Below are 18,645 nucleotides of genomic sequence, written 5' to 3'. Positions count from 1 at the left end.
ATCGCCGATCAAGGCGGCTCTTCAATGGATGCGCGCAGATGTACGACAACGAGTAGGACAAGAAGTGCGAAGGAAAAAGACCGAAGGTGAACCGGTTCGGCGTGTACTCCGTGCCGTTGTCAGGGAGTGGAACAACATCGAACAGCTCCCGCAGCAACATCCCCATGACCACCACCGAACCCGCGTCGCGAGGAGTCTCCGTGGCCACCGATGCACCGCCGCCCCCGGGCGGTAAGGGCGCCAGCCCCGCCCAGCCCACGACAGAGTCGTTCGTCCAGGTGCAGGAGAGTGCGGAATTCGGCGAACTGCGCCGCGCCTACCGCTCCTTCGCCTTCCCCCTGACCGTCGCGTTCATCGCCTGGTACCTGCTCTACGTCCTGCTCTCGAACTACGCGGGCGGCTTCATGGGCACGAAGCTCTTCGGCAACATCAACGTCGCCCTGGTCTTCGGCCTCGCCCAGTTCGCGACCACGTTCCTCATCGCCTGGTTCTACTCGCGGCACGCCGCCGCGAAGCTCGACCCGAAGGCGGAAGCCATCAAGTCCCGTATGGAGGCCGACGCATGAGCCCCACGCTCCAGCTCGCGGCGTCGAGCGCGACCACCGAGCACCGGCCGCTCATCATCACCCTGTTCGCCGCTTTCGTCGTCGCCACCCTCTTCATCACGGTGTGGGCGGGCCGGCAGACCAAGGACGCCTCCGACTTCTACGCGGGCGGCCGCCAGTTCACCGGCTTCCAGAACGGCCTCGCCATCTCCGGCGACTACATGTCGGCCGCCTCGTTCCTCGGCATCGCCGGCGCCATCGCCCTCTTCGGCTACGACGGGTTCCTCTACTCGATCGGCTTCCTGGTCGCCTGGCTCGTCGCCCTGCTGCTCGTCGCCGAACCGCTGCGCAACTCCGGGCGCTACACGATGGGCGACGTCCTCGCCTACCGCATGCGCCAGCGCCCCGTGCGCACCGCGGCGGGCACGTCCACGATCGTCGTCTCGATCTTCTACCTGCTGGCCCAGATGGCGGGCGCGGGCGTCCTCGTCTCCCTGCTGCTCGGCATCACCAGCGACGGCGGGAAGATCGCCATCGTGGCCCTCGTCGGCCTGCTGATGATCGTGTACGTCACCATCGGCGGCATGAAGGGCACCACCTGGGTGCAGATGGTCAAGGCCGTCCTGCTCATCGCGGGCACCCTGCTCATCACGTTCCTGGTGCTGCTCAAGTTCAACTTCAACATCTCCGAACTGCTCGGCCAGGCGGCCGAGCAGAGCGGCAAGGGCGCGGCGTTCCTGGAGCCCGGCCTCAAGTACGGCGCCACCGGGACGTCCAAGCTGGACTTCATCTCGCTCGGCATCGCGCTCGTCCTCGGCACCGCCGGCCTGCCGCACATCCTGATCCGCTTCTACACCGTGCCCACCGCCAAGGCCGCCCGTAAGTCCGTCAACTGGGCCATCGGCATCATCGGCGCCTTCTACCTGATGACCATCGCGCTCGGCTTCGGGGCGGCGGCGCTCGTCGGACCGGCGGAGATCACCGCGTCCAACAAGGCGGGCAACACGGCGGCGCCCCTGCTGGCCCTGCACATCGGCGGTGTCGACTCGGCCGGCGGCGCGATCCTCCTCGCCGTGATCTCCGCCGTCGCCTTCGCCACCATCCTGGCCGTGGTCGCGGGCCTCACCCTCGCCTCCTCGTCGTCCTTCGCGCACGACATCTACGCGAACGTGATCCGCAAGGGACAGGCCACCGACAAGGAGGAGGTCCGCGCGGCCCGCTGGGCGACCGTCGCCATCGGCATCGTGTCCATCGGGCTCGGCGCCCTCGCCCGCGACCTGAACGTCGCCGGCCTGGTCGCCCTCGCCTTCGCGGTCGCCGCGTCCGCGAACCTGCCGACGATCCTCTACAGCCTGTTCTGGAAGAGGTTCACCACCCAGGGCGCCCTGTGGTCCATCTACGGCGGCCTGACGGCCTCGGTCGTCCTGGTGCTCTTCTCGCCGGTCGTCTCCGGCAAGCCCACCTCGATGTTCCCCGACGCCGACTTCTCCTGGTTCCCGCTGGAGAACCCCGGCCTGATCTCCATCCCCGTCGGCTTCCTGCTCGGCTGGATCGGCTCCCTGCTGTCCAGAGAGGAGCCCGACCAGGGCAAGTACGCCGAGCTGGAGGTCAAGTCCCTCACCGGCGTCGGTGCCCACTGAGTGAGCCCGCCGACACCTCGCCGTAGCGGCCGCGTCGTACAGTCCTACGACGCGGCCGTGCCGTGCCTCGTGCCAAATGGGCCACACGCGGTGTCGGTGCCCTGACGTAGGCTCGGAAGAGTCAGATCCGCGAATGGGGAGGGGGCCCACAGTGCTCATCGACACCTATGGCCGAGTGGCTACCGACCTGCGGGTTTCCTTGACCGACCGGTGCAACCTGCGATGTACGTACTGCATGCCCGAAGAGGGCCTGCAGTGGCTGAAGAAGCCCGATCTGCTCACCGACGACGAGATCGTGCGCCTGATCCGCGTCGCCGTCACCGACCTCGGCATCACCGAGGTCCGCTTCACCGGCGGTGAGCCCCTGCTGCGCCCCGGCCTCGTCGGCATCGTCGAGCGTGTCGCCGCCCTCGAGCCCCGTCCCAAGATGTCCCTCACGACCAACGGCATCGGGCTCAAGCGCACCGCGGAGGCCCTCAAGACCGCCGGCCTCGACCGGGTCAACGTCTCCCTCGACACCCTGCGCCCCGACGTCTTCAAGACGCTCACCCGCCGCGACCGCCACCACGACGTCCTCGACGGCCTCGAGGCCGCTCGCGCCGCCGGACTCACCCCGGTCAAGGTCAACGCGGTCCTCATGCCGGGGCTCAACGACGACGAGGCCCCCGACCTGCTCGCCTGGGCCGTCGAGAACGACTACGAGCTGCGGTTCATCGAGCAGATGCCGCTGGACGCCCAGCACGGCTGGAAGCGCGACGGGATGATCACGGCGGGTGACATCCTCGCCTCTCTGCGTACGCGCTTCTCGCTCACCCCCGAAGGCGACAGCGCCCGCGGCTCCGCGCCCGCGGAGCGATGGGTCGTCGACGGCGGATCGCACCGCGTCGGCGTCATCGCCTCCGTCACCCGCCCCTTCTGCCGGGCCTGCGACCGCACCCGCCTCACCGCGGACGGCCAGGTGCGCACGTGCCTGTTCGCGACCGAGGAGACCGACCTGCGGGCGGCGCTGCGCTCGGACGCGCCGGACGAGGAGATCGCCCGCATATGGCGGCTGGCGATGTGGGGGAAGAAGGCCGGATCCGGTCTGGACGACCCCTCGTTCCTCCAGCCCGAGCGCCCCATGTCAGCGATCGGCGGCTGATCCGCCCTCCGGCCGCTGCGTGCGCTCCCAGTCCTCCAGGGTCACGACGTCCTTGAGGAATCCGCGTACGCCGAGGAACTGAGACAGGTGCTCCCGGTGCTCCTCGCAGGCCAGCCAGGTCTTGCGGCGCTCGGGGGTGTGCAGCTTCGGGTTGTTCCACGCGAGGACCCAGACGGCGTCGGCGCGGCAGCCCTTGGCGGAACAGATCGGGGTTTCGTCACTCACCCGATCATTGTCCCCGCATGGCGACGCCGGGCAGCCACGGGGGGAGCTGCCCGGCGTCGGTCCGTCGCTCCGACGGGGGATGCGGAGCGCCTAGGCAGTATGTCACGGGTAACGGGCCCCCGGGCACAGGAACTTCATGATTGATCTGAGGTTTTCCTGAGGTTCGCGGACCCCGTCGCGGGCGCTCGTCGTCAGCCCTGTTCGGACTTGGGGCGCTCCTGCTGGGAAGATCCGCCGACCGTCGTGGAGTCCTCGGGCGGCGGCTCGATCATGGGTCGCGACGGCGGGGGGACGAGCGTCGACGGCAGAGACGGCGCGTTCTCCCGGCCCGCATTGGCGATGACCACGGAGATGTACGGCAGGACAACGCCGAGCACCAGGGCGACGACGGCCACATGACGTTCCACGTTCCACAGGACCGCGGCCAGGATCACCGACACCGTGCGCACCGACATCGAGATCACGTAGCGCCGCTGCCGACCGCGGACATCGTCGGCGAGCCCCTGCCGGGCCCCCGTGATCCGGAAGACCTCCGTGCCGCCCCGCCTGCGCATCTGCTCCACCACCCGAATCCCGCGCCGGACGATCCCGGACATCCCGCGCTGACCACATCAACGGTACGCCGCGACTGCGCCGCCTTCGAGTGCGGGTCGCCGCCGGTCTGCGTGCCCTGTCTGCGCCGGGACGCGTATGGGTGTCTCCGACATGCGCCGTACGGCCCACGGGCCGAGACTGGCAGGCGTAACTGCTCGTTGGGAGCCGTACAAGGAGGCAGCCATGGGCTGGTTGTGGGCGATCGTCGTGGGATTCGTGCTCGGCCTGATCGCGAAGGCGGTCATCCCGGGCAAGCAGCACAGTCCTCTCTGGCTGACCACCATCTTCGGCATCATCGGAGCCGTCATCGGCAACGCCGTCGCCCGGGGCTTCGGCATCCAGGAGACCCCTGGCATCGACTGGGGCCGGCACGTGCTTCAGCTCGCGGCGGCCATCGTCATCGTGTTCCTGGGCGACATGGCGTACACCGCGGCCCGCGGCGGCAGGAAACGGCGCGCGTGACGGGCCGACGCCGCAACGGGACGACGGCGTAACCGGATCCACGGACGACGACGGCGGCGGCCGGGGGCACAGAGCCGCCCGGCCGCCGCCGTCGTCCGTCCTGCCCGGTCAGCCCGCCGTGACGACCTCGACCGCGGCCAGGTTCTTCTTGCCGCGGCGCAGCACCAGCCAGCGCCCGTGCAGCAGCTCCTCCGGCGTCGCCACGGCGTCCTCGGCGGTGACCTTCACGTTGTTCACGTAGGCGCCGCCCTCCTTCACCGTGCGCCGGGCGGCCGACTTGCTGGCGACCAGGCCCACCTCGGCGAACAGGTCGACGACCGGGGCGAGCTCTGTGACCCGCGCCTGAGGCAGCTCCGACAGCGCCGCCCGCAGCGTCGGCTCGTCGAGCTCGGCGAGCTCGCCCTGTCCGAACAGCGCCTTGGACGCGTTGATCACCGCTGCGCACTGGTCGGCGCCGTGCACCAGGGTCGTCAGCTCCTCGGCCAGCGCGCGCTGCGCGGCACGGGCCTGCGGACGCTCCGCGGTCTGCTTCTCCAGCTCCTCGAGCTCCTCGCGGCTCTTGAAGCTGAGGACGCGCAGGTACCGGTTGATGTCCCGGTCGTCCGTGTTCAGCCAGAACTGGTAGAACGCGTACGGCGTGGTCATCTCCGGGTCGAGCCAGAGCGTGCCGGTCTCCGACTTGCCGAACTTGGTGCCGTCCGCCTTGGTCATCAGCGGGGTGGCCAGTGCGTGCACCTCGGCGTCGGGCTCCAGACGGTGGATCAGGTCCAGGCCCGCCGTGAGGTTGCCCCACTGGTCGCTGCCGCCCTGCTGCAGGGTGCAGCCGTACCGCCGGTACAGCTCCAGGAAGTCCATGCCCTGCAGCAGCTGGTAGCTGAACTCCGTGTAGCTGATGCCCTGTTCGGACTCCAGGCGCCGGGCGACGGAGTCCTTGGTGAGCATCTTGTTGACGCGGAAGTGCTTGCCGATGTCCCGCAGGAACTCGATCGCGGACATGCCCGCGGTCCAGTCCAGGTTGTTCACCATGATCGCGGCGTTGTCGCCCTCGAAGGAGAGGTACGGCTCGATCTGCGCACGCAGCCGGTTGACCCACTGCGCGATCGTCTCCGGATCGTTCAGCGTGCGCTCGGCGGTGGGCCGCGGGTCACCGATCTGACCCGTGGCCCCGCCCACCAGCGCCAGCGGCCGGTGCCCGGCCAGCTGGAGCCGGCGCACGGTGAGCACCTGCACCAGGTGCCCGACGTGGAGGCTCGCCGCGGTCGGGTCGAAGCCGCAATAGAAGGTGACGGGACCGTCCGCGAGCGCCTTGCGCAAAGCGTCCTCGTCAGTGGACTGGGCGATCAGCCCGCGCCACTTCAGCTCGTCGACGATGTCCGTCACGGTTCTTCCGTCTCCTCGTACGTGAATGGATCGGTGGGAGCCAGTCTAGGCCGGTCACACGCCCCGGCTGACCGAGCTCATGTTGAAGTCCGGCACCCGCAGCGCCGGCATCGCGGCCCGGGTGAACCAGTCGCCCCATTCGCGCGGCAGCGTCTTCTCCGTCCGTCCGGCCTCCGTCGCGCGCCCCAGCAGGTCGACGGGCGACTCGTTGAAGCGGAAGTTGTTCACCTCGCCCACGACTTCGCCGTTCTCCACCAGGTACACGCCGTCCCTGGTCAGGCCGGTCAGCAGCAGCGTCGCGGGGTCGACCTCGCGGATGTACCAGAGGCAGGTCAGCAGCAGACCGCGCTCGGTGGATGACACCATCTCCGCCAGGGAGCGCTCGCCGCCCGCGTCCAGGATCAGGTTGTCCGTCCCCGGCGCGACCGGCAGCCCGGTCAGACCGGCGCTGTGCCGGGTCGTGATCAGGTGTTCCAGCTTCCCGTCACGCACCCAGTCCGTCGGCGACAGCGGCAGACCGTTGTCGAACACCGAGGCGTCGTCGCCGGACGAGTGCGCGATCACGAAGGGCGCCGCCTCCAGCCCGGGCTCGTGCGGATCGCTGCGCAGCGTCATCGGCAGCGAGGACAGCGCTTCGCCGATACGGGTGCCGCCGCCGGGCTTGGAGAAGACCGTACGGCCCTCCGCCGCGTCCCGGCCCGTCGACGACCACATCTGGTAGATCAGCAGGTCGGCCACGGCGGTCGGCGGCAGCAGCGTCTCGTAGCGGCCGGCCGGCAGGTCGAAGCGGCGCTCCGCCCAGCCGAGCCGCTCCGCCAGCCCGGCGTCCAGCGCCGCCGGGTCCACGTCCTTGAAGTCCCGCGTGGAACGGCCCTCCCAGGCCGAGCGCATGCGGTCGGGCGACTTGGCGTTGAGCTCCAGCGTGCCGGTCGGCTGGTCGTGGCGCAGCCGCAGCCCCGTCGACGTGCCGAGGTACGTCGAGGTGAGCTCGTGGTTGGCGAAGCCGTACAGCTCCCGCCCGCCCGCGCGGGCCCGGGCGAACGCCTCGCCGAGCGCCGGTGCGAAGTCCCCGAACACCGCCGACGACGTCTCCGCCGGCGCGTCCGTGAAGTCGGGGGAGGGGGCCACGCCCTCGACCAGCGGCCGGGCGTCCTCGGCCGGCCCGGCGGACCGCGCGGCGTCCTCCGCGGCGCGCACCAGCCGCTCCAGGTCGTCGGCGGTCACGGCGGACTGCGAGACCACGCCGGACGCCGTGCCCTCGGAGCCGTCGACCGTGGCGACGACGGTGAGGGTACGGCCGCGGGTCACGCCGTTGGTGGTCAGCGCGTTGCCGGCCCAGCGAAGATTCGCCGAGGAGTGCTCGTCGGCGATGACGACGCAACCGTCGGCCGTCGACAGTTCCAGCGCCCGCTCGACGATCTCGTGCGGCGGGGTCACGTGACTCTGCGACATCAGCGTCCTGCCTCCTGCGTCGTGTTCAGAATGTTGACGCCCCGGAAGAGGGCGGAGGGGCAGCCGTGGGAGACCGCAGCGACCTGGCCCGGCTGGGCCTTGCCGCAGTTGAAGGCGCCGCCCAGCACGTATGTCTGCGGCCCGCCGACCTGCTCCATCGAGCCCCAGAACTCGGTCGTCGTCGCCTGGTAGGCGACGTCCCTCAGCTGACCGGCCAGCCGGCCGTTCTCGATGCGGAAGAACCGCTGACCGGTGAACTGGAAGTTGTAGCGCTGCATGTCGATCGACCACGACCGGTCGCCGACCACGTAGATCCCGTGCTCCACCCCGCCGATCAGGTCCTCCGTCGACAGACCTCCCGGGTCCGGCTCGAGGGACACGTTCGCCATCCGCTGCACCGGCACATGGGCGGGCGAGTCGGCGAAGGCGCAGCCGTTGGAGCGGCCGAGGCCCGTCAGCTTCGCGATGCGCCGGTCCAGCTGGTAGCCCACCAGCGTGCCGTCCCTGACCAGATCCCAGCTCTGCGCCTCGACGCCCTCGTCGTCGTACCCGATCGTCGCCAGCCCGTGCTCGGCGGTCCGGTCACCGGTCACGTTCATCACGGAGGAGCCGTACGCCAGCTCTCCGAGCTGGTCGAAGGTCGCGAACGACGTCCCCGCGTAGGCCGCCTCGTAGCCGAGCGCGCGGTCCAGCTCCGTGGCGTGGCCGATCGACTCGTGGATCGTCAGCCACAGGTTCGACGGGTCGACGACCAGGTCGTAGCGCCCGGCCTCGACGCTCGGCGCGCGCATCTTCTCCGCGAGCAGCTCCGGGATGCGCTCCAGCTCCGAGTCCCAGTCCCAGCCGGTGCCGGTCAGGTACTCCCAGCCGCGTCCGACGGGCGGCGCGATGGTGCGCATGGAGTCGAACTCGCCGGTCGTCTCGTCGACGGCGACCGCCGTGAGCTGCGGGTGCAGCCGTACCCGCTGCTGCGTGGTGACCGTCCCCGCGGTGTCCGCGTAGAACTTGTTCTCCTGCACGGTCAGCAGCGAGGCGTCCACATGTGCCACACCCGCCGCCCGCAGCAGCCGGGAGCTCCAGTCGGCGAGCAGCGCGCTCTTGTCCTCGCCCGGCACATCGAAGGGGTTGACCTCGTACGAGGAGACCCAGGTCTTCTCCGCGTGCACCGGCTCGTCCGCCAGCTCCACGCGCTCGTCCGAGCCCGCCGCCGCGATCACCTTCGCGGACAGCTTCGCCATGGCCACCGCCTGCCCGGCCACCCTGGCCGCGGCGTCCATGGTCATGTCGACACCGGAGGCGAACCCCCAGGCGCCGCCGTGCACCACCCGCACCGCGTACCCGAGGTCCGTGGAGTCGGACGATCCGGCGGGTTTGGCGTCCCGCAGCCGCCACGAGGCGCTGCGGACGCGCTCCAGGCGGAAGTCGGCGTGCTCGGCGCCGAGCGCACGCGCCCGGGCGAGCGCCGCGTCGGCGAGCGCCCGCAGCGGCAGCGCCGTGAAGGCCGCGTCGATGGAATGAGGCACGGATGTCTCCTGTCGTCGAGACGTGGTCGCCCCGATCATGTCGCGCCGGACGGGCCCCTCGCCAGCCAGTTCGGAGGGACGGTGGCTCGTTGCCTTCGAAGGGACTTTGCGCGGGGGCTTTGCGGGGAGTTTCTGTAGGGATCCGACAGCGACGGGTGGAAGGCGCTGTCAGGCCCCGATTCTCCGTACGCCGTGCCGTACCGATAGTTTGCAGACGTACCAGACCGCATAGGGAAAGGGTGATCCGTTGAGCCGCTCGGTTCTCGTCACCGGAGGAAACCGGGGCATCGGCCTCGCCATCGCCCGCGCGTTCGCCGAGAACGGCGACAACGTCGCGATCACCTACCGCTCGGGGGAGCCTCCGGCTGCCCTCGCGGAGCTGGGCTGCCTGGCGGTCAAGTGCGACATCACCGACGCCGAGCAGGTGGAGCAGGCGTACAAGGAGATCGAGGAGAAGCACGGTCCCGTCGAGGTGCTGGTGGCCAACGCCGGCATCACCAAGGACCAGCTGCTGATGCGCATGTCGGAGGAGGACTTCACCTCCGTCCTGGACACCAACCTCACCGGCACCTTCCGCGTCGTGAAGCGCGCCAACCGCGGCATGCTCCGCGCCAAGAGGGGCCGCGTCGTCCTGATCTCCTCCGTCGTGGGGCTGCTGGGCTCCGCCGGGCAGGCCAACTACGCGGCCTCCAAGGCCGGTCTCGTGGGCTTCGCCCGCTCCCTCGCGCGTGAGCTCGGCTCGCGCAACATCACTTTCAACGTCGTCGCGCCCGGCTTTGTCGACACCGACATGACCCAGGCGCTCACGGACGAGCAGCGCGCCGGGATCGTCTCCCAGGTACCCCTCGGCCGTTACGCGCAGCCGGAGGAGATCGCGGCCACCGTGCGCTTCCTCGCCTCCGACGACGCCTCGTACATCACTGGAGCCGTCATTCCCGTCGACGGCGGATTGGGCATGGGTCACTGATCACATGAGCGGAATTCTCGAGGGCAAGCGCGTCCTGATCACCGGTGTGCTGATGGAGTCCTCCATCGCCTTCCACACCGCGAAGGTGGCCCAGGAGCAGGGCGCCGAGATCATCCTCACGGCCTTCCCGCGGCCCACCCTGACCGAGCGCATCGCCAAGAAGCTGCCGAAGCCGGCCAAGGTCATCGAGCTCGACGTCACCAACGACGAGCACTTGGCCCGCGTCGAGGACGTGGTGCGCGAGGAGCTCGGCGGCCTCGACGGCGTCGTCCACTCCATCGGCTTCGCCCCGCAGGACGCGCTCGGCGGCAACTTCCTCAACACGCCGTTCGAGTCCGTGTCGACCGCGATGCACGTCTCGGCGTTCTCGCTGAAGTCGCTGACCATGGCCTGCCTGCCGCTGATGCAGAACGGCGGCTCGGTCGTCGGCCTGACCTTCGACGCGCAGTTCGCCTGGCCGCAGTACGACTGGATGGGCCCGGCCAAGGCCGCGCTGGAGGCCACCAGCCGCTACCTCGCCCGTGACCTGGGCAAGCAGAACGTGCGCTGCAACCTGATCTCGGCGGGCCCGCTCGGCTCGATGGCCGCCAAGTCCATCCCGGGCTTCTCGGACCTCGCGAAGGTCTGGGACGAGCGCTCCCCGCTCCAGTGGGACATGTCCGACCCGGAGCCGGCCGGCCGCGGTGTGGTCGCCCTGCTCTCGGACTTCTTCCCGAAGACCACCGGTGAGATCGTCCACGTCGACGGCGGCGTGCACATCATGGGCGCCTGACCAGGCACGACGTACAAGAGCGACGCCCCGTTCCCCGCACCGCGCGGGGGGCGGGGCGTCGCCCGTTCGGCCCTACGGGTGGGCGGTGCGACCGGGCCGCGGTGATGCTGGAGGGGCAACTCTTCCTTGTGGTGCTTTTGCGGCGCTCGCGCCGCAGTTCGGCCGAGGGGGTACTGCTTGTGCGTACGAACTGGCGTCAAGCCGCCGTACTCGCCACAGTGACGGTCCTGCTGTGGGCGACACCGACGGCGTCCCAGACCGGCAGTCGTCAGGAACGGCAGAGCCTCCGGCAGCACACGCGGGAGCAGCCCCCCGACTACCGGGCCGACTGCGGCACGGTGATCGAGGGCTCCAAGGTCACCGCCTACTGCCACAACCCCTATCCCGCCGCCGACCGCGTGCAGCTGCACGTCGAGTGCGCACGCTGGTGGGACGTCGACGCCGACTCGGTGCCGGTCGAGCTGCGCCCCGCCGGGTACGCGGAGCTCACCCAGCGCTGCTGGAAGGAGATCCGGGCCGCCTGGATCAGCCACCGGCCGCAGCGGGCCGCCGCAGGCACATGAACGGGTAGCCCGCCGCCTCCGCGGCGGCTGCCTCGCCGTCCCCGGCCCGGATCGCCTCCACCATCCGCGCGTGGTCCATGTAGTTCTCCTCGCGCAGCTCGCCGCCGACGTCGCCGCGCAGCCAGTCGCGCAGCAGGTCCGCCAGGTCCGCGTACAGCTCGGTCATGACCTCGTTGTGGGAGGCGGCCACCACGGCCAGGTGGAAGGTCCCGTCGGCCGTGACGAACTGCTCCGCGTCGCCCGACGCCCACGCCTCCTCGCGGCGGGCCAGCAGCGTGTCCAGCTGCTTGAGGTCCTTCGCGGTGCGCCGCTCGGCGGCGAGCCGGGCCGCCGCCGACTCCAGCGTGGAGCGCAGCTCGGCGACATGACGGGGGTCGGCGCCGGCGAACCGGCGGTGCATCACGCCGGCCAGCTCGCTGGTGGCGATCACATAGGTGCCCGAGCCCTGGCGGATGTCCAGGAGGCCGTTGTGGGCGAGCGCGCGCACCGCCTCACGGACGGTGTTGCGGGCCACGCCCAGCTGCTCGACCAGTTCCGGTTCGGTCGGGATACGCGAGCCGACCGGCCACTCGCCCGAGGTGATCTGGTTCCGCAGCTCGGCGATCACCTGGTCCGAGAGCGCGGAACGCCGGGGAGAGGACAGCGCCATGGTGCTCCTTGTCGTGGAAGTCGCCCACTCATGGTCGTACGCGGACCCGGCCACGGGGAACCCGGTCCGTACGGGATTGGACAACCAATCATCCCATGATTCTATGATGGTCCTATGCCCGACGAGACCCGGACCCTCCGCCATGCCGCCACGGCGCTCCCCTTCTCCGCCGCAGCCCTGGAAGCCGCCGCGCCGGAGGCCGCGGCGCGGCGCGCGGTGTGGACCACCCGGCTCGTCGTCGTCGGCATCGTCCTCGCCGCCCTCAACCTGCGGCCCGCGATCACGAGCCTCGGCGCCCTCCTCGAAGAGGCGCGCGTCGGGCTCCACATGAGCGGCAGCGTCGCCGGACTCCTCACGTCCGTACCGCCGCTGTGCTTCGCCGTGTTCGGCGTCGCCGCCCCCCGGCTGGCCCGCCGCTTCGGACCCGCCGTCGTCGTCTGCGCCGGCATGGCGGCCATCGCCGCCGGGCTCCTGGTCCGTCCGTTCGCGGGCGGCACGCCGGGCTTCCTCGCGGCCAGCGCGCTCGCGCTCATGGGCATCGCCGTCAGCAACGTCCTCATGCCGGTGATCGTCAAGCGGTACTTCCCCGACCGGGTCGGCTCGATGACCGGCCTCTACTCCATGGCCCTGGCGCTCGGCACGTCGCTCGCCGCCGCCGCGACCGTGCCCGTCACCCAGGCCCTGGGCGGCAGCTGGCGCGTCGGGCTCGCGGTGTGGGCCGCGGTCGCCGCGGTGGCCGTACTGCCCTGGATCGGCCTGGTGCGCGACCGGGACCGCGCACGCCCGTACGCCGCCGGTGCGGCAGCCGCCGAGAACGTCCCCGCGCCCCGCGTGACCCGCAGCCCCACCGCATGGGCCCTCGGCTGCTTCTTCGGGCTCCAGGCCACCGGCGCGTACATCACGATGGGCTGGATGCCGCAGATCTTCCGCGACGCGGGCGTCTCGGCCTCCACCGCGGGAGTGCTCCTCGCCGTCACCATGGTGATGGGCGTGCCGCTCGCCTTCGTCATCCCGCGTCTCGCCGGCCGCATGAAGAACCAGGGCCCGATCGTCATCGCCCTGGGCGTGTGCGGACTCGCCGGCTACCTCGGCCTGCTCCTCGCGCCGGTGGCGGGCGCCTGGCTCTGGGCGCTGCTGCTCGGCGTCTCCAACTGCGCCTTCCCGCTCGCCCTCACCATGATCGGCATGCGTTCGCGCACGGGCGCCGGGGTCGTACGGCTGTCGGCCTTCGCCCAGTCCACCGGCTACCTGATCTCCATCCCGGGCCCGCTGCTGGTGGGCGTGCTCTACCAGCACAGCGGCGGCTGGGCACTGCCGCTGGGGCTGATGGCGGGCCTGCTGGTGCCCCAGATGATCGTGGGCGTGATGGCAGGACGGGACCGGACGATAGAGGACGAGACGCGGGTGCGAGACTGATCCCATGCCAGTGCTCGACCCGAACCCCCAGAACGGCCAGAAGAAGCTCCTCGGAGTCTTCGGCGCGATGCTTCTCATCGGCGTGGTGATCGCGATCATCGCCACGGTCGCGGCCCCGTGACAGGGCCGGTCCCGGCCGCATAAGTGGCGAGCAAAAGGGGTGGTGCCTGCACCACTGACCCCTAGGGGGTCGGGCTCAGGGTGAAGTGGGTGGGTCACCGGATGGGCACGGCGCTTCATGATCCGTACGTTCGAGGTACTCGACCTCGGACCTGACGGAGGCGGCCATGGCGGCCCACACGCACACCCGGTCCCACTCCCCGGCCACGGGCGTCGTCGCCAGGCTGCCGTGGTGGGCCCTCGTCCTGCCCGTGCTCGCCTTCGCCGCACTGCTGACGCTCATCGCCGTCCCCGGGGACGCGCACGCGGCCGGGGACGATCCGGCGGCCGGTGACCTCCTGCGGCAGATCCTGCGGATCCTGGTCCGCTGACGCGTTCCCCTTCGGGGGAGAGCGCGTCAACACCCTGCGCCCGTTGGCTGATTTCATGCGAAGCTGGGGTGCATGAGCGCCGCTGTGTCCTCCGGGGGGACTCCCCCCGGATCTTCCGAGTCCCGCAGGATCGTCCTCCTCCGGCACGCGAAGGCCGACTGGCCCCAGGTGTCCGACCACGATCGCCCGCTCGCAGAGCGCGGCCGCAAGGACGCCCCCGTGGCCGGCCGCAGGCTCGCCGACACCGGTATCGCCTTCGACCTGGCCCTGTGCTCCACCGCGACCAGAACCCGTGAGACATGGAAGCTCGCCGTGCACGAGCTGCCGCACCGCCCGAAGACGGTCTACGAGGAGCGGCTGTACGACGCCTCCCTCGGAGAGCTCATCGCCCTGCTCAACGAGACCCCGGACGAGGTCGACGACCTGCTCGTCATCGGCCACAACCCCGGTATGCACGCCCTCGCCGACGCCCTCGCGGGCAGTGCGGAGGGTGACGCCCTGGCCCGGATGACCAAGGACGGGTTCCCGACCTCGGCGTTCGCCATCGTCTCGTTCACCGGCTCCTGGAAGTCGGTGGAGCACGGTGTGGGCAAGCTGCTCGACTACTGGACCCCGCACGACTGAGCCCCGGAACGGCGAGGCCCCGGCGCACACCGTGCGCCGGGGCCTCCGTATCGCGCAGCGCGCGCTCAGTGCTCCTCGGTGCCGTCGTCGGCGGCCTCGACCTCTTCGCGGGTGACGCCCAGCAGATACAGCACCGTGTCCAGGAAGGGCACGTTGACCGCGGTGTGCGCGGCCTTGCGGACCACGGGCTTGGCGTTGAACGCGACCCCGAGCCCCGCGGCGTTCAGCATGTCCAGATCATTGGCACCGTCACCGATCGCGACCGTCTGGGCCAGCGGCACCCCGGCCTCGGCCGCGAAGGCGCGCAGCAGCCGCGCCTTGCCCGCCCGGTCCACGATGTCGCCGACGACCCGGCCGGTCAGCTTGCCGTCCTTGATCTCCAAGGTGTTCGCCGACGCGAAATCGAGGCCCAGGCGCTCCTTGAGATCGTCGGTGACCTGGGTGAACCCACCCGATACGACGCCCACTTGGAAGCCGAGCCGCTTCAGCGTACGGATCAGGGTCCGCGCCCCCGGCGTGAGCCGTACCTCGGCACGCACCTTGTCCACGACCGACGCGTCCAGGCCCTCCAGCAGCGCCACCCGCGCGTGCAGGGACTGCTCGAAGTCCAGCTCGCCGCGCATCGCCGCGGCCGTCACCGCGGCCACCTCGTCCTCGCAGCCCGCATGGGCCGCGAACAGCTCGATGACCTCGTCCTGGATGAGCGTGGAGTCGACGTCCATCACGACCAGGCGCTGGGCCCGCCGGTGCAGGCCCGCCGACACGACGGCCACGTCGACGCCGATCTCGTGCGACTCGGTGGCCAGCGCGGTGCGCAGCGGCTCGGTCTCCACGCCGGACACCGCGAATTCCACGGCGGTCACGGGGTACTTCGCCAGCCGGAAGATGCGGTCGATGTTCGCTCCCATGCCGCTGATCCGGCCCGCTATGGCCGCCGTGGCCTCGGCCGTCAGCGGGTGACCGAGCACGGTCACGTGGGAACGGCCGCTGCCGCGCGGCCGGTTGTCGCCCGTACCCGAGATGATCTCGGCCTGCAGCTTCAGGGCCTCGGCCCAGCTGTGCACGGTCGCCCGCAGCTCGCCCTCCGTCGTACCGCCGGCCGTCGGCGCGGTGACGAGCACGCACAGGACGAGGCGTCCCCGAGAGACAACCTGCTCGATGTCGATCACGTCGACCGAGTAGGCCGCGAGGGTCTCGAAGAGCCCGGCCGTGATGCCGGGACGGTCCTTCCCGAAGATCTTGACGAGAAGGGTCGGGATGTCGGTGTCGAGAGGGGGCTGCGATGCGCTCATGGTGCTACCACCGTATCGGGCGGCGGGCGCGATCCCACCTCCTGTCCCGCCTGCCGGACACTCGCGCCCCGGACGCCGCTTACGCCCCGGTTCGTCATGGTTACGCACTGTTGAACACCGTCCGCGGGCAGTGCGGACGATGTGCCGCCCCGCGGGGTGTCCCCGACCGGCCACGAAGGTCCCAACTCCGTACCGAACACTGCCGTTACAAGGCCCGAGTTTCGGATACGGACCCCGGCCTGAAATAGTTCCCCACGATGTTCGCCATCCCTAGACTCCCGGCAACGGGGGTAGCTCGGGGGACAACTAGTGGGGCATGGAGTGCCGGAACTCGTACTGGAATTGAACGGAAGGACCTGGACCCTCGATCCGTCCAGGTCGTACACCCTCGGCCGCGACCCGCAGGGTGACCTGGTGATCGACGACGCCAGGGTCTCGTGGCGGCACGCCACGATCAGCTGGGGCGGGCGCAGTTGGGTCATCGAGGACCACGGCAGCACCAACGGCACCTATGTGCAGGGCCAGCGGATCCACCAGATGGAGATCGGCGCCGGCTCGGCCGTGCATCTGGGCAACGCCACCGACGGTCCGCGGCTCAGCCTCACCGCTGCCGCCGCCTACAGCGCCCAGGCCGCCGCCCCCCAGCAGGCCGCCGCCCAGCAGGCCCCGGCCCCGCAGCCGGGCTGGCCGCAGGGCCAGGCGCCGCAGGCTGCCCAGCAGGGCTGGCAGCACCCGCCGGCCCCGCAGGCGCAGCCGCCGGCCCAGGTCCCGCACCAGCAGGGGGTGCAGAAGGCCGAGGGCGCTCCGCCGGTCTACGGCGACCGCAGCCCCACGACGTTCCACCAGCTGGCCCTCGGCCGCGTGATGCGCATCGGTCGTGCGCTCGAGAACGAGCTGGTCGTCTCCGACCTGCAGGTCTCGCGCCACCACGCCGAATTCGTCGCGACGCCCGACGGCCGCTTCGAGATCCGCGACCTCGGCTCCCACAACGGCACGTACGTCAACGGCCAGCCGATCGCCAAGTCGTCCACGGTCCTCATCGGCCCGAACGACATCGTCGGTGTCGGTCACTCCGCGTTCCGGCTCGTCGGTGACCGCCTCGAGGAGTTCGTCGACACCGGTGAGGTTTCCTTCTCCGCCCGTCACCTGACCGTCACGGTCGACGGCGGCAAGCAGATCCTGCGCGACGTCTCCTTCGGCGTCCCCGAGAAGTCCCTGATCGGCGTCATCGGCCCGTCCGGCTCCGGAAAGTCCACCCTGCTCAAGGCGCTGACCGGCTACCGGCCCGCCAACCAGGGCGACGTCCTCTACGACAACCGCAGTCTCTACAAGCAGTTCGCCGAGCTGCGCCAGCGCATCGGTCTGGTCCCGCAGGACGACATCCTGCACAAGGAGCTGACCGTCCGGAAGGCGCTCACGTACGCGGCCAAGCTCCGCTTCCCCGCGGACACCACGCCGGCCGAGCGCGCGGCCCGCATCGACGAGGTGCTGCGCGAGCTCAAGCTCGACATCCACAAGGACAAGAAGGTCACCTCCCTGTCCGGCGGTCAGCGCAAGCGCGTCTCCGTCGCCCTGGAGCTGCTGACCAAGCCGTCGCTGATCTTCCTGGACGAGCCGACCTCCGGCCTCGACCCGGGCATGGACCGCGACGTCATGCAGCTGCTGCGCGGCCTCGCCGACGACGGCCGCACCGTCCTGGTGGTCACCCACTCCGTGGCCGAGCTCCAGCTGTGCGACAAGCTCCTCGTCATGGCGCCCGGCGGCTCCGTCGCCTACTTCGGCCCGCCGGAGGAGGCGCTCAACTTCTTCGGCTACACCACGTGGGCGGACGTGTTCTCCGCGTTCGAGAACTACCGCGACTACGACTGGGCCGGCCGCTGGCGGGGTTCGCAGCACTACCAGATGTACGCGGCCGACCTCGACGCCGTCGCCCCGCAGGCGGTCAACATGCCGCCGCCGCAGCAGATGAACCCGCCCAAGCCGCAGAGCTGGGGCTCCCAGCTGTGGACCCTGATCCGCCGCTACTCGTCGGTGATCGCGTCCGACAAGGGCTTCATGGGCCTGATGGTGATCCTGCCGGCCGTCCTCGGCCTGGTCTCCGTCGTCATCCCGGCCGACTTCGGCCTGGCCGCCCCCGACGACGGCAGGTCCCGCTTCAACGGCGACGCGGGCACGATCATGCTGATCCTGGCGGTCGGCATGTGCTTCTCCGGCGCCGCGAACTCCGTACGAGAGCTGATCAAGGAACGGGTCATCTACGAACGGGAGCGGGCGACCGGCCTGTCCCGCTCGGCGTACCTGATGTCCAAGGTCATCGTCCTCGGCCTGATCACCGCCCTGCAGGGCGTCATCATCTGCGGCATCGGCTTCGCGACCCGCAGGCTGCCCGAAGAGGGCCTGATCATGCCGCCGGCCGTCGAGATCTGCCTCGTCGTCATCGCGCTCGGCTTCACCTCGATGATGTTCGGCCTGGTCATCTCCTCGCTGGTGAAGACCGCCGAGAAGACCATGCCGCTGCTGGTCATGTTCGCCATCGTCCAGGTCGTCTTCACCGGCATCCTCTTCCAGGTCTACGGCTCGCCCGGCCTGGAGCAGTTCGCCTGGCTGATGCCCTCCCGCTGGGCCATCGCCGGCGCCGGCACCACGCTGGACCTGGCGCACCTCATGCCGCCGTGGGACCCGAAGAACCCCACCGACCTGGACCCGCTGTGGGAGCACACGGCCGGCCAGTGGGGCATGAACATGACCATCCTGCTCGCCATCGGCGTCATCTGCGGCTTCGTGGTCCAGCGCCTGCTGCGCCGCCACGAGCCCGAGGTGATGCGCAAGTGACGGCACACGTCCACTGACGACGCCGAAGGGCGCACCCCGCGCGGGGTGCGCCCTTCGGCGTATGTCTGCTACCGCCT

19 protein-coding genes are annotated in these 18,645 nt (G+C 70.4%); 12 read left to right on the top strand and 7 right to left on the bottom strand.

Features of this window, described 5'->3' with window-relative positions; genetic code table 11:
* Positions 1-200 precede the first annotated feature (200 nt).
* From ACWD0A_RS13495 to moaA, 3 genes are all read left to right on the top strand, one after another.
* Positions 201-566 (top strand): DUF485 domain-containing protein, encoded by a 366-nt coding sequence (locus ACWD0A_RS13495; RefSeq protein WP_177148948.1) that lies wholly within the window; start codon positions 201-203, stop codon positions 564-566.
* On the top strand, positions 563-2,185 hold the full coding sequence (locus ACWD0A_RS13490; protein WP_451297614.1) for a solute symporter family protein: 1,623 nt from the start codon (positions 563-565) through the stop codon (positions 2,183-2,185). Before ACWD0A_RS13495 ends, ACWD0A_RS13490 begins: the two co-directional genes overlap by 4 nt.
* A gap of 151 nt (positions 2,186-2,336) precedes the next feature.
* On the top strand, positions 2,337-3,326 hold the full coding sequence (moaA, locus tag ACWD0A_RS13485) for a GTP 3',8-cyclase MoaA (RefSeq protein ID WP_307716151.1): 990 nt from the start codon (positions 2,337-2,339) through the stop codon (positions 3,324-3,326).
* On the opposite strand, the gene ACWD0A_RS13480 is transcribed toward moaA, so the two are convergent.
* Positions 3,309-3,551, bottom strand: a complete 243-nt coding sequence (locus tag ACWD0A_RS13480) for a hypothetical protein (RefSeq protein ID WP_177148951.1) — start codon at positions 3,549-3,551, stop codon at positions 3,309-3,311. The two genes, moaA and ACWD0A_RS13480, sit on opposite strands and share 18 nt — an antisense overlap.
* Positions 3,552-3,742: 191 nt before the next feature.
* Complete coding sequence (locus ACWD0A_RS13475; RefSeq protein ID WP_451297864.1) at positions 3,743-4,105, bottom strand: DUF3099 domain-containing protein; 363 nt, start codon at positions 4,103-4,105, stop codon at positions 3,743-3,745.
* Positions 4,106-4,328: 223 nt separating this feature from the next.
* On the opposite strand from ACWD0A_RS13475, the gene ACWD0A_RS13470 reads away from it, so the two are divergent.
* The gene (locus tag ACWD0A_RS13470; protein ID WP_451297612.1) at positions 4,329-4,607 is read left to right on the top strand and encodes a GlsB/YeaQ/YmgE family stress response membrane protein; all 279 of its coding nucleotides are present in this window, start codon (positions 4,329-4,331) and stop codon (positions 4,605-4,607) included.
* A 108-nt stretch (positions 4,608-4,715) separates the two neighbouring features.
* Here the strand turns inward: ACWD0A_RS13470 and tyrS are convergent, their stop codons facing one another.
* Genes tyrS through ACWD0A_RS13455 form a run of 3 tightly spaced genes read right to left on the bottom strand, consistent with a single transcriptional unit; the run spans position 4,716 to position 9,001 of the window.
* On the bottom strand, positions 4,716-5,987 hold the full coding sequence (gene tyrS, locus ACWD0A_RS13465; RefSeq protein ID WP_451297609.1) for a tyrosine--tRNA ligase: 1,272 nt from the start codon (positions 5,985-5,987) through the stop codon (positions 4,716-4,718).
* A gap of 54 nt (positions 5,988-6,041) precedes the next feature.
* Positions 6,042-7,439: a metallopeptidase TldD-related protein gene (locus tag ACWD0A_RS13460; protein WP_451297607.1), complete on the bottom strand. Its 1,398-nt coding sequence runs from the start codon at positions 7,437-7,439 to the stop codon at positions 6,042-6,044.
* Complete coding sequence (locus tag ACWD0A_RS13455; RefSeq protein ID WP_451297605.1) at positions 7,439-9,001, bottom strand: TldD/PmbA family protein; 1,563 nt, start codon at positions 8,999-9,001, stop codon at positions 7,439-7,441. Before ACWD0A_RS13455 ends, ACWD0A_RS13460 begins: the two co-directional genes overlap by 1 nt.
* A 208-nt stretch (positions 9,002-9,209) precedes the next feature.
* On the opposite strand from ACWD0A_RS13455, the gene fabG reads away from it, so the two are divergent.
* From fabG to ACWD0A_RS13440, 3 genes are all read left to right on the top strand, one after another.
* A complete protein-coding gene (gene fabG / locus ACWD0A_RS13450; RefSeq protein WP_307716157.1) occupies positions 9,210-9,929 on the top strand; it encodes a 3-oxoacyl-[acyl-carrier-protein] reductase in 720 nt (239 codons plus the stop codon).
* 4 nt (positions 9,930-9,933) lie between these two features.
* Positions 9,934-10,701 carry an enoyl-ACP reductase FabI gene (gene fabI / locus ACWD0A_RS13445; protein ID WP_307716158.1) on the top strand — a complete coding sequence of 256 codons (768 nt, stop codon included), beginning with the start codon at positions 9,934-9,936 and terminating at the stop codon, positions 10,699-10,701.
* Positions 10,702-10,880: 179 nt separating this feature from the next.
* The gene (locus ACWD0A_RS13440) at positions 10,881-11,264 is read left to right on the top strand and encodes a hypothetical protein (RefSeq protein WP_451297603.1); all 384 of its coding nucleotides are present in this window, start codon (positions 10,881-10,883) and stop codon (positions 11,262-11,264) included.
* Here ACWD0A_RS13440 and ACWD0A_RS13435 read toward each other — a convergent pair.
* On the bottom strand, positions 11,227-11,913 hold the full coding sequence (locus ACWD0A_RS13435; protein WP_451297601.1) for a FadR/GntR family transcriptional regulator: 687 nt from the start codon (positions 11,911-11,913) through the stop codon (positions 11,227-11,229). The genes ACWD0A_RS13440 and ACWD0A_RS13435 overlap by 38 nt on opposite strands.
* A 114-nt stretch (positions 11,914-12,027) precedes the next feature.
* On the opposite strand from ACWD0A_RS13435, the gene ACWD0A_RS13430 reads away from it, so the two are divergent.
* The 4 genes from ACWD0A_RS13430 to ACWD0A_RS13415 all read left to right on the top strand — a co-directional run bounded on the left by ACWD0A_RS13430 (position 12,028) and on the right by ACWD0A_RS13415 (position 14,444).
* Positions 12,028-13,329, top strand: coding sequence for a CynX/NimT family MFS transporter (locus tag ACWD0A_RS13430; protein WP_451297599.1), 1,302 nt, complete (start codon positions 12,028-12,030; stop codon positions 13,327-13,329).
* 4 nt (positions 13,330-13,333) lie between these two features.
* Positions 13,334-13,450, top strand: a complete 117-nt coding sequence (locus tag ACWD0A_RS13425) for an SGM_5486 family transporter-associated protein (protein WP_256355980.1) — start codon at positions 13,334-13,336, stop codon at positions 13,448-13,450.
* A gap of 166 nt (positions 13,451-13,616) precedes the next feature.
* Positions 13,617-13,820: a hypothetical protein gene (locus ACWD0A_RS13420; protein ID WP_451297597.1), complete on the top strand. Its 204-nt coding sequence runs from the start codon at positions 13,617-13,619 to the stop codon at positions 13,818-13,820.
* A gap of 72 nt (positions 13,821-13,892) precedes the next feature.
* Positions 13,893-14,444, top strand: a complete 552-nt coding sequence (locus tag ACWD0A_RS13415) for a SixA phosphatase family protein (RefSeq protein WP_451297595.1) — start codon at positions 13,893-13,895, stop codon at positions 14,442-14,444.
* A 65-nt stretch (positions 14,445-14,509) separates the two neighbouring features.
* On the opposite strand, the gene serB is transcribed toward ACWD0A_RS13415, so the two are convergent.
* Entirely contained in the window at positions 14,510-15,736 is a 1,227-nt protein-coding gene (gene serB, locus ACWD0A_RS13410; RefSeq protein WP_451297593.1) for a phosphoserine phosphatase SerB, read from the bottom strand.
* Between the two features lie 309 nt (positions 15,737-16,045).
* Here serB and ACWD0A_RS13405 point away from each other — a divergent pair, with 309 nt between their 5' ends.
* Positions 16,046-18,568 (top strand): FHA domain-containing protein, encoded by a 2,523-nt coding sequence (locus ACWD0A_RS13405; RefSeq protein WP_451297591.1) that lies wholly within the window; start codon positions 16,046-16,048, stop codon positions 18,566-18,568.
* The last annotated feature ends 77 nt before the right edge of the window (positions 18,569-18,645 follow it).

This window comes from Streptomyces sp. NPDC002867 (assembly GCF_053591895.1).
The sequence above is the reverse complement of the archived record's forward strand: the minus strand, read 5'-3'. Positions and strand labels throughout refer to the sequence as shown.

Coding starts and splice junctions, on each gene's coding strand:
- ACWD0A_RS13470 (WP_451297612.1), top strand. CDS start 4,329: ATGGGCTGGTTGTGGGCGATCGTCGTGGGATTCGTGCTCGGCCTGATC.
- ACWD0A_RS13420 (WP_451297597.1), top strand. CDS start 13,617: ATGGCGGCCCACACGCACACCCGGTCCCACTCCCCGGCCACGGGCGTC.
- ACWD0A_RS13425 (WP_256355980.1), top strand. CDS start 13,334: ATGCCAGTGCTCGACCCGAACCCCCAGAACGGCCAGAAGAAGCTCCTC.
- serB (WP_451297593.1), bottom strand. CDS start 15,736: ATGAGCGCATCGCAGCCCCCTCTCGACACCGACATCCCGACCCTTCTC.
- ACWD0A_RS13435 (WP_451297601.1), bottom strand. CDS start 11,913: ATGGCGCTGTCCTCTCCCCGGCGTTCCGCGCTCTCGGACCAGGTGATC.
- ACWD0A_RS13430 (WP_451297599.1), top strand. CDS start 12,028: ATGCCCGACGAGACCCGGACCCTCCGCCATGCCGCCACGGCGCTCCCC.
- ACWD0A_RS13490 (WP_451297614.1), top strand. CDS start 563: ATGAGCCCCACGCTCCAGCTCGCGGCGTCGAGCGCGACCACCGAGCAC.
- ACWD0A_RS13475 (WP_451297864.1), bottom strand. CDS start 4,105: ATGCGCAGGCGGGGCGGCACGGAGGTCTTCCGGATCACGGGGGCCCGG.
- ACWD0A_RS13455 (WP_451297605.1), bottom strand. CDS start 9,001: ATGATCGGGGCGACCACGTCTCGACGACAGGAGACATCCGTGCCTCAT.
- fabI (WP_307716158.1), top strand. CDS start 9,934: ATGAGCGGAATTCTCGAGGGCAAGCGCGTCCTGATCACCGGTGTGCTG.
- ACWD0A_RS13415 (WP_451297595.1), top strand. CDS start 13,893: ATGAGCGCCGCTGTGTCCTCCGGGGGGACTCCCCCCGGATCTTCCGAG.
- ACWD0A_RS13460 (WP_451297607.1), bottom strand. CDS start 7,439: ATGTCGCAGAGTCACGTGACCCCGCCGCACGAGATCGTCGAGCGGGCG.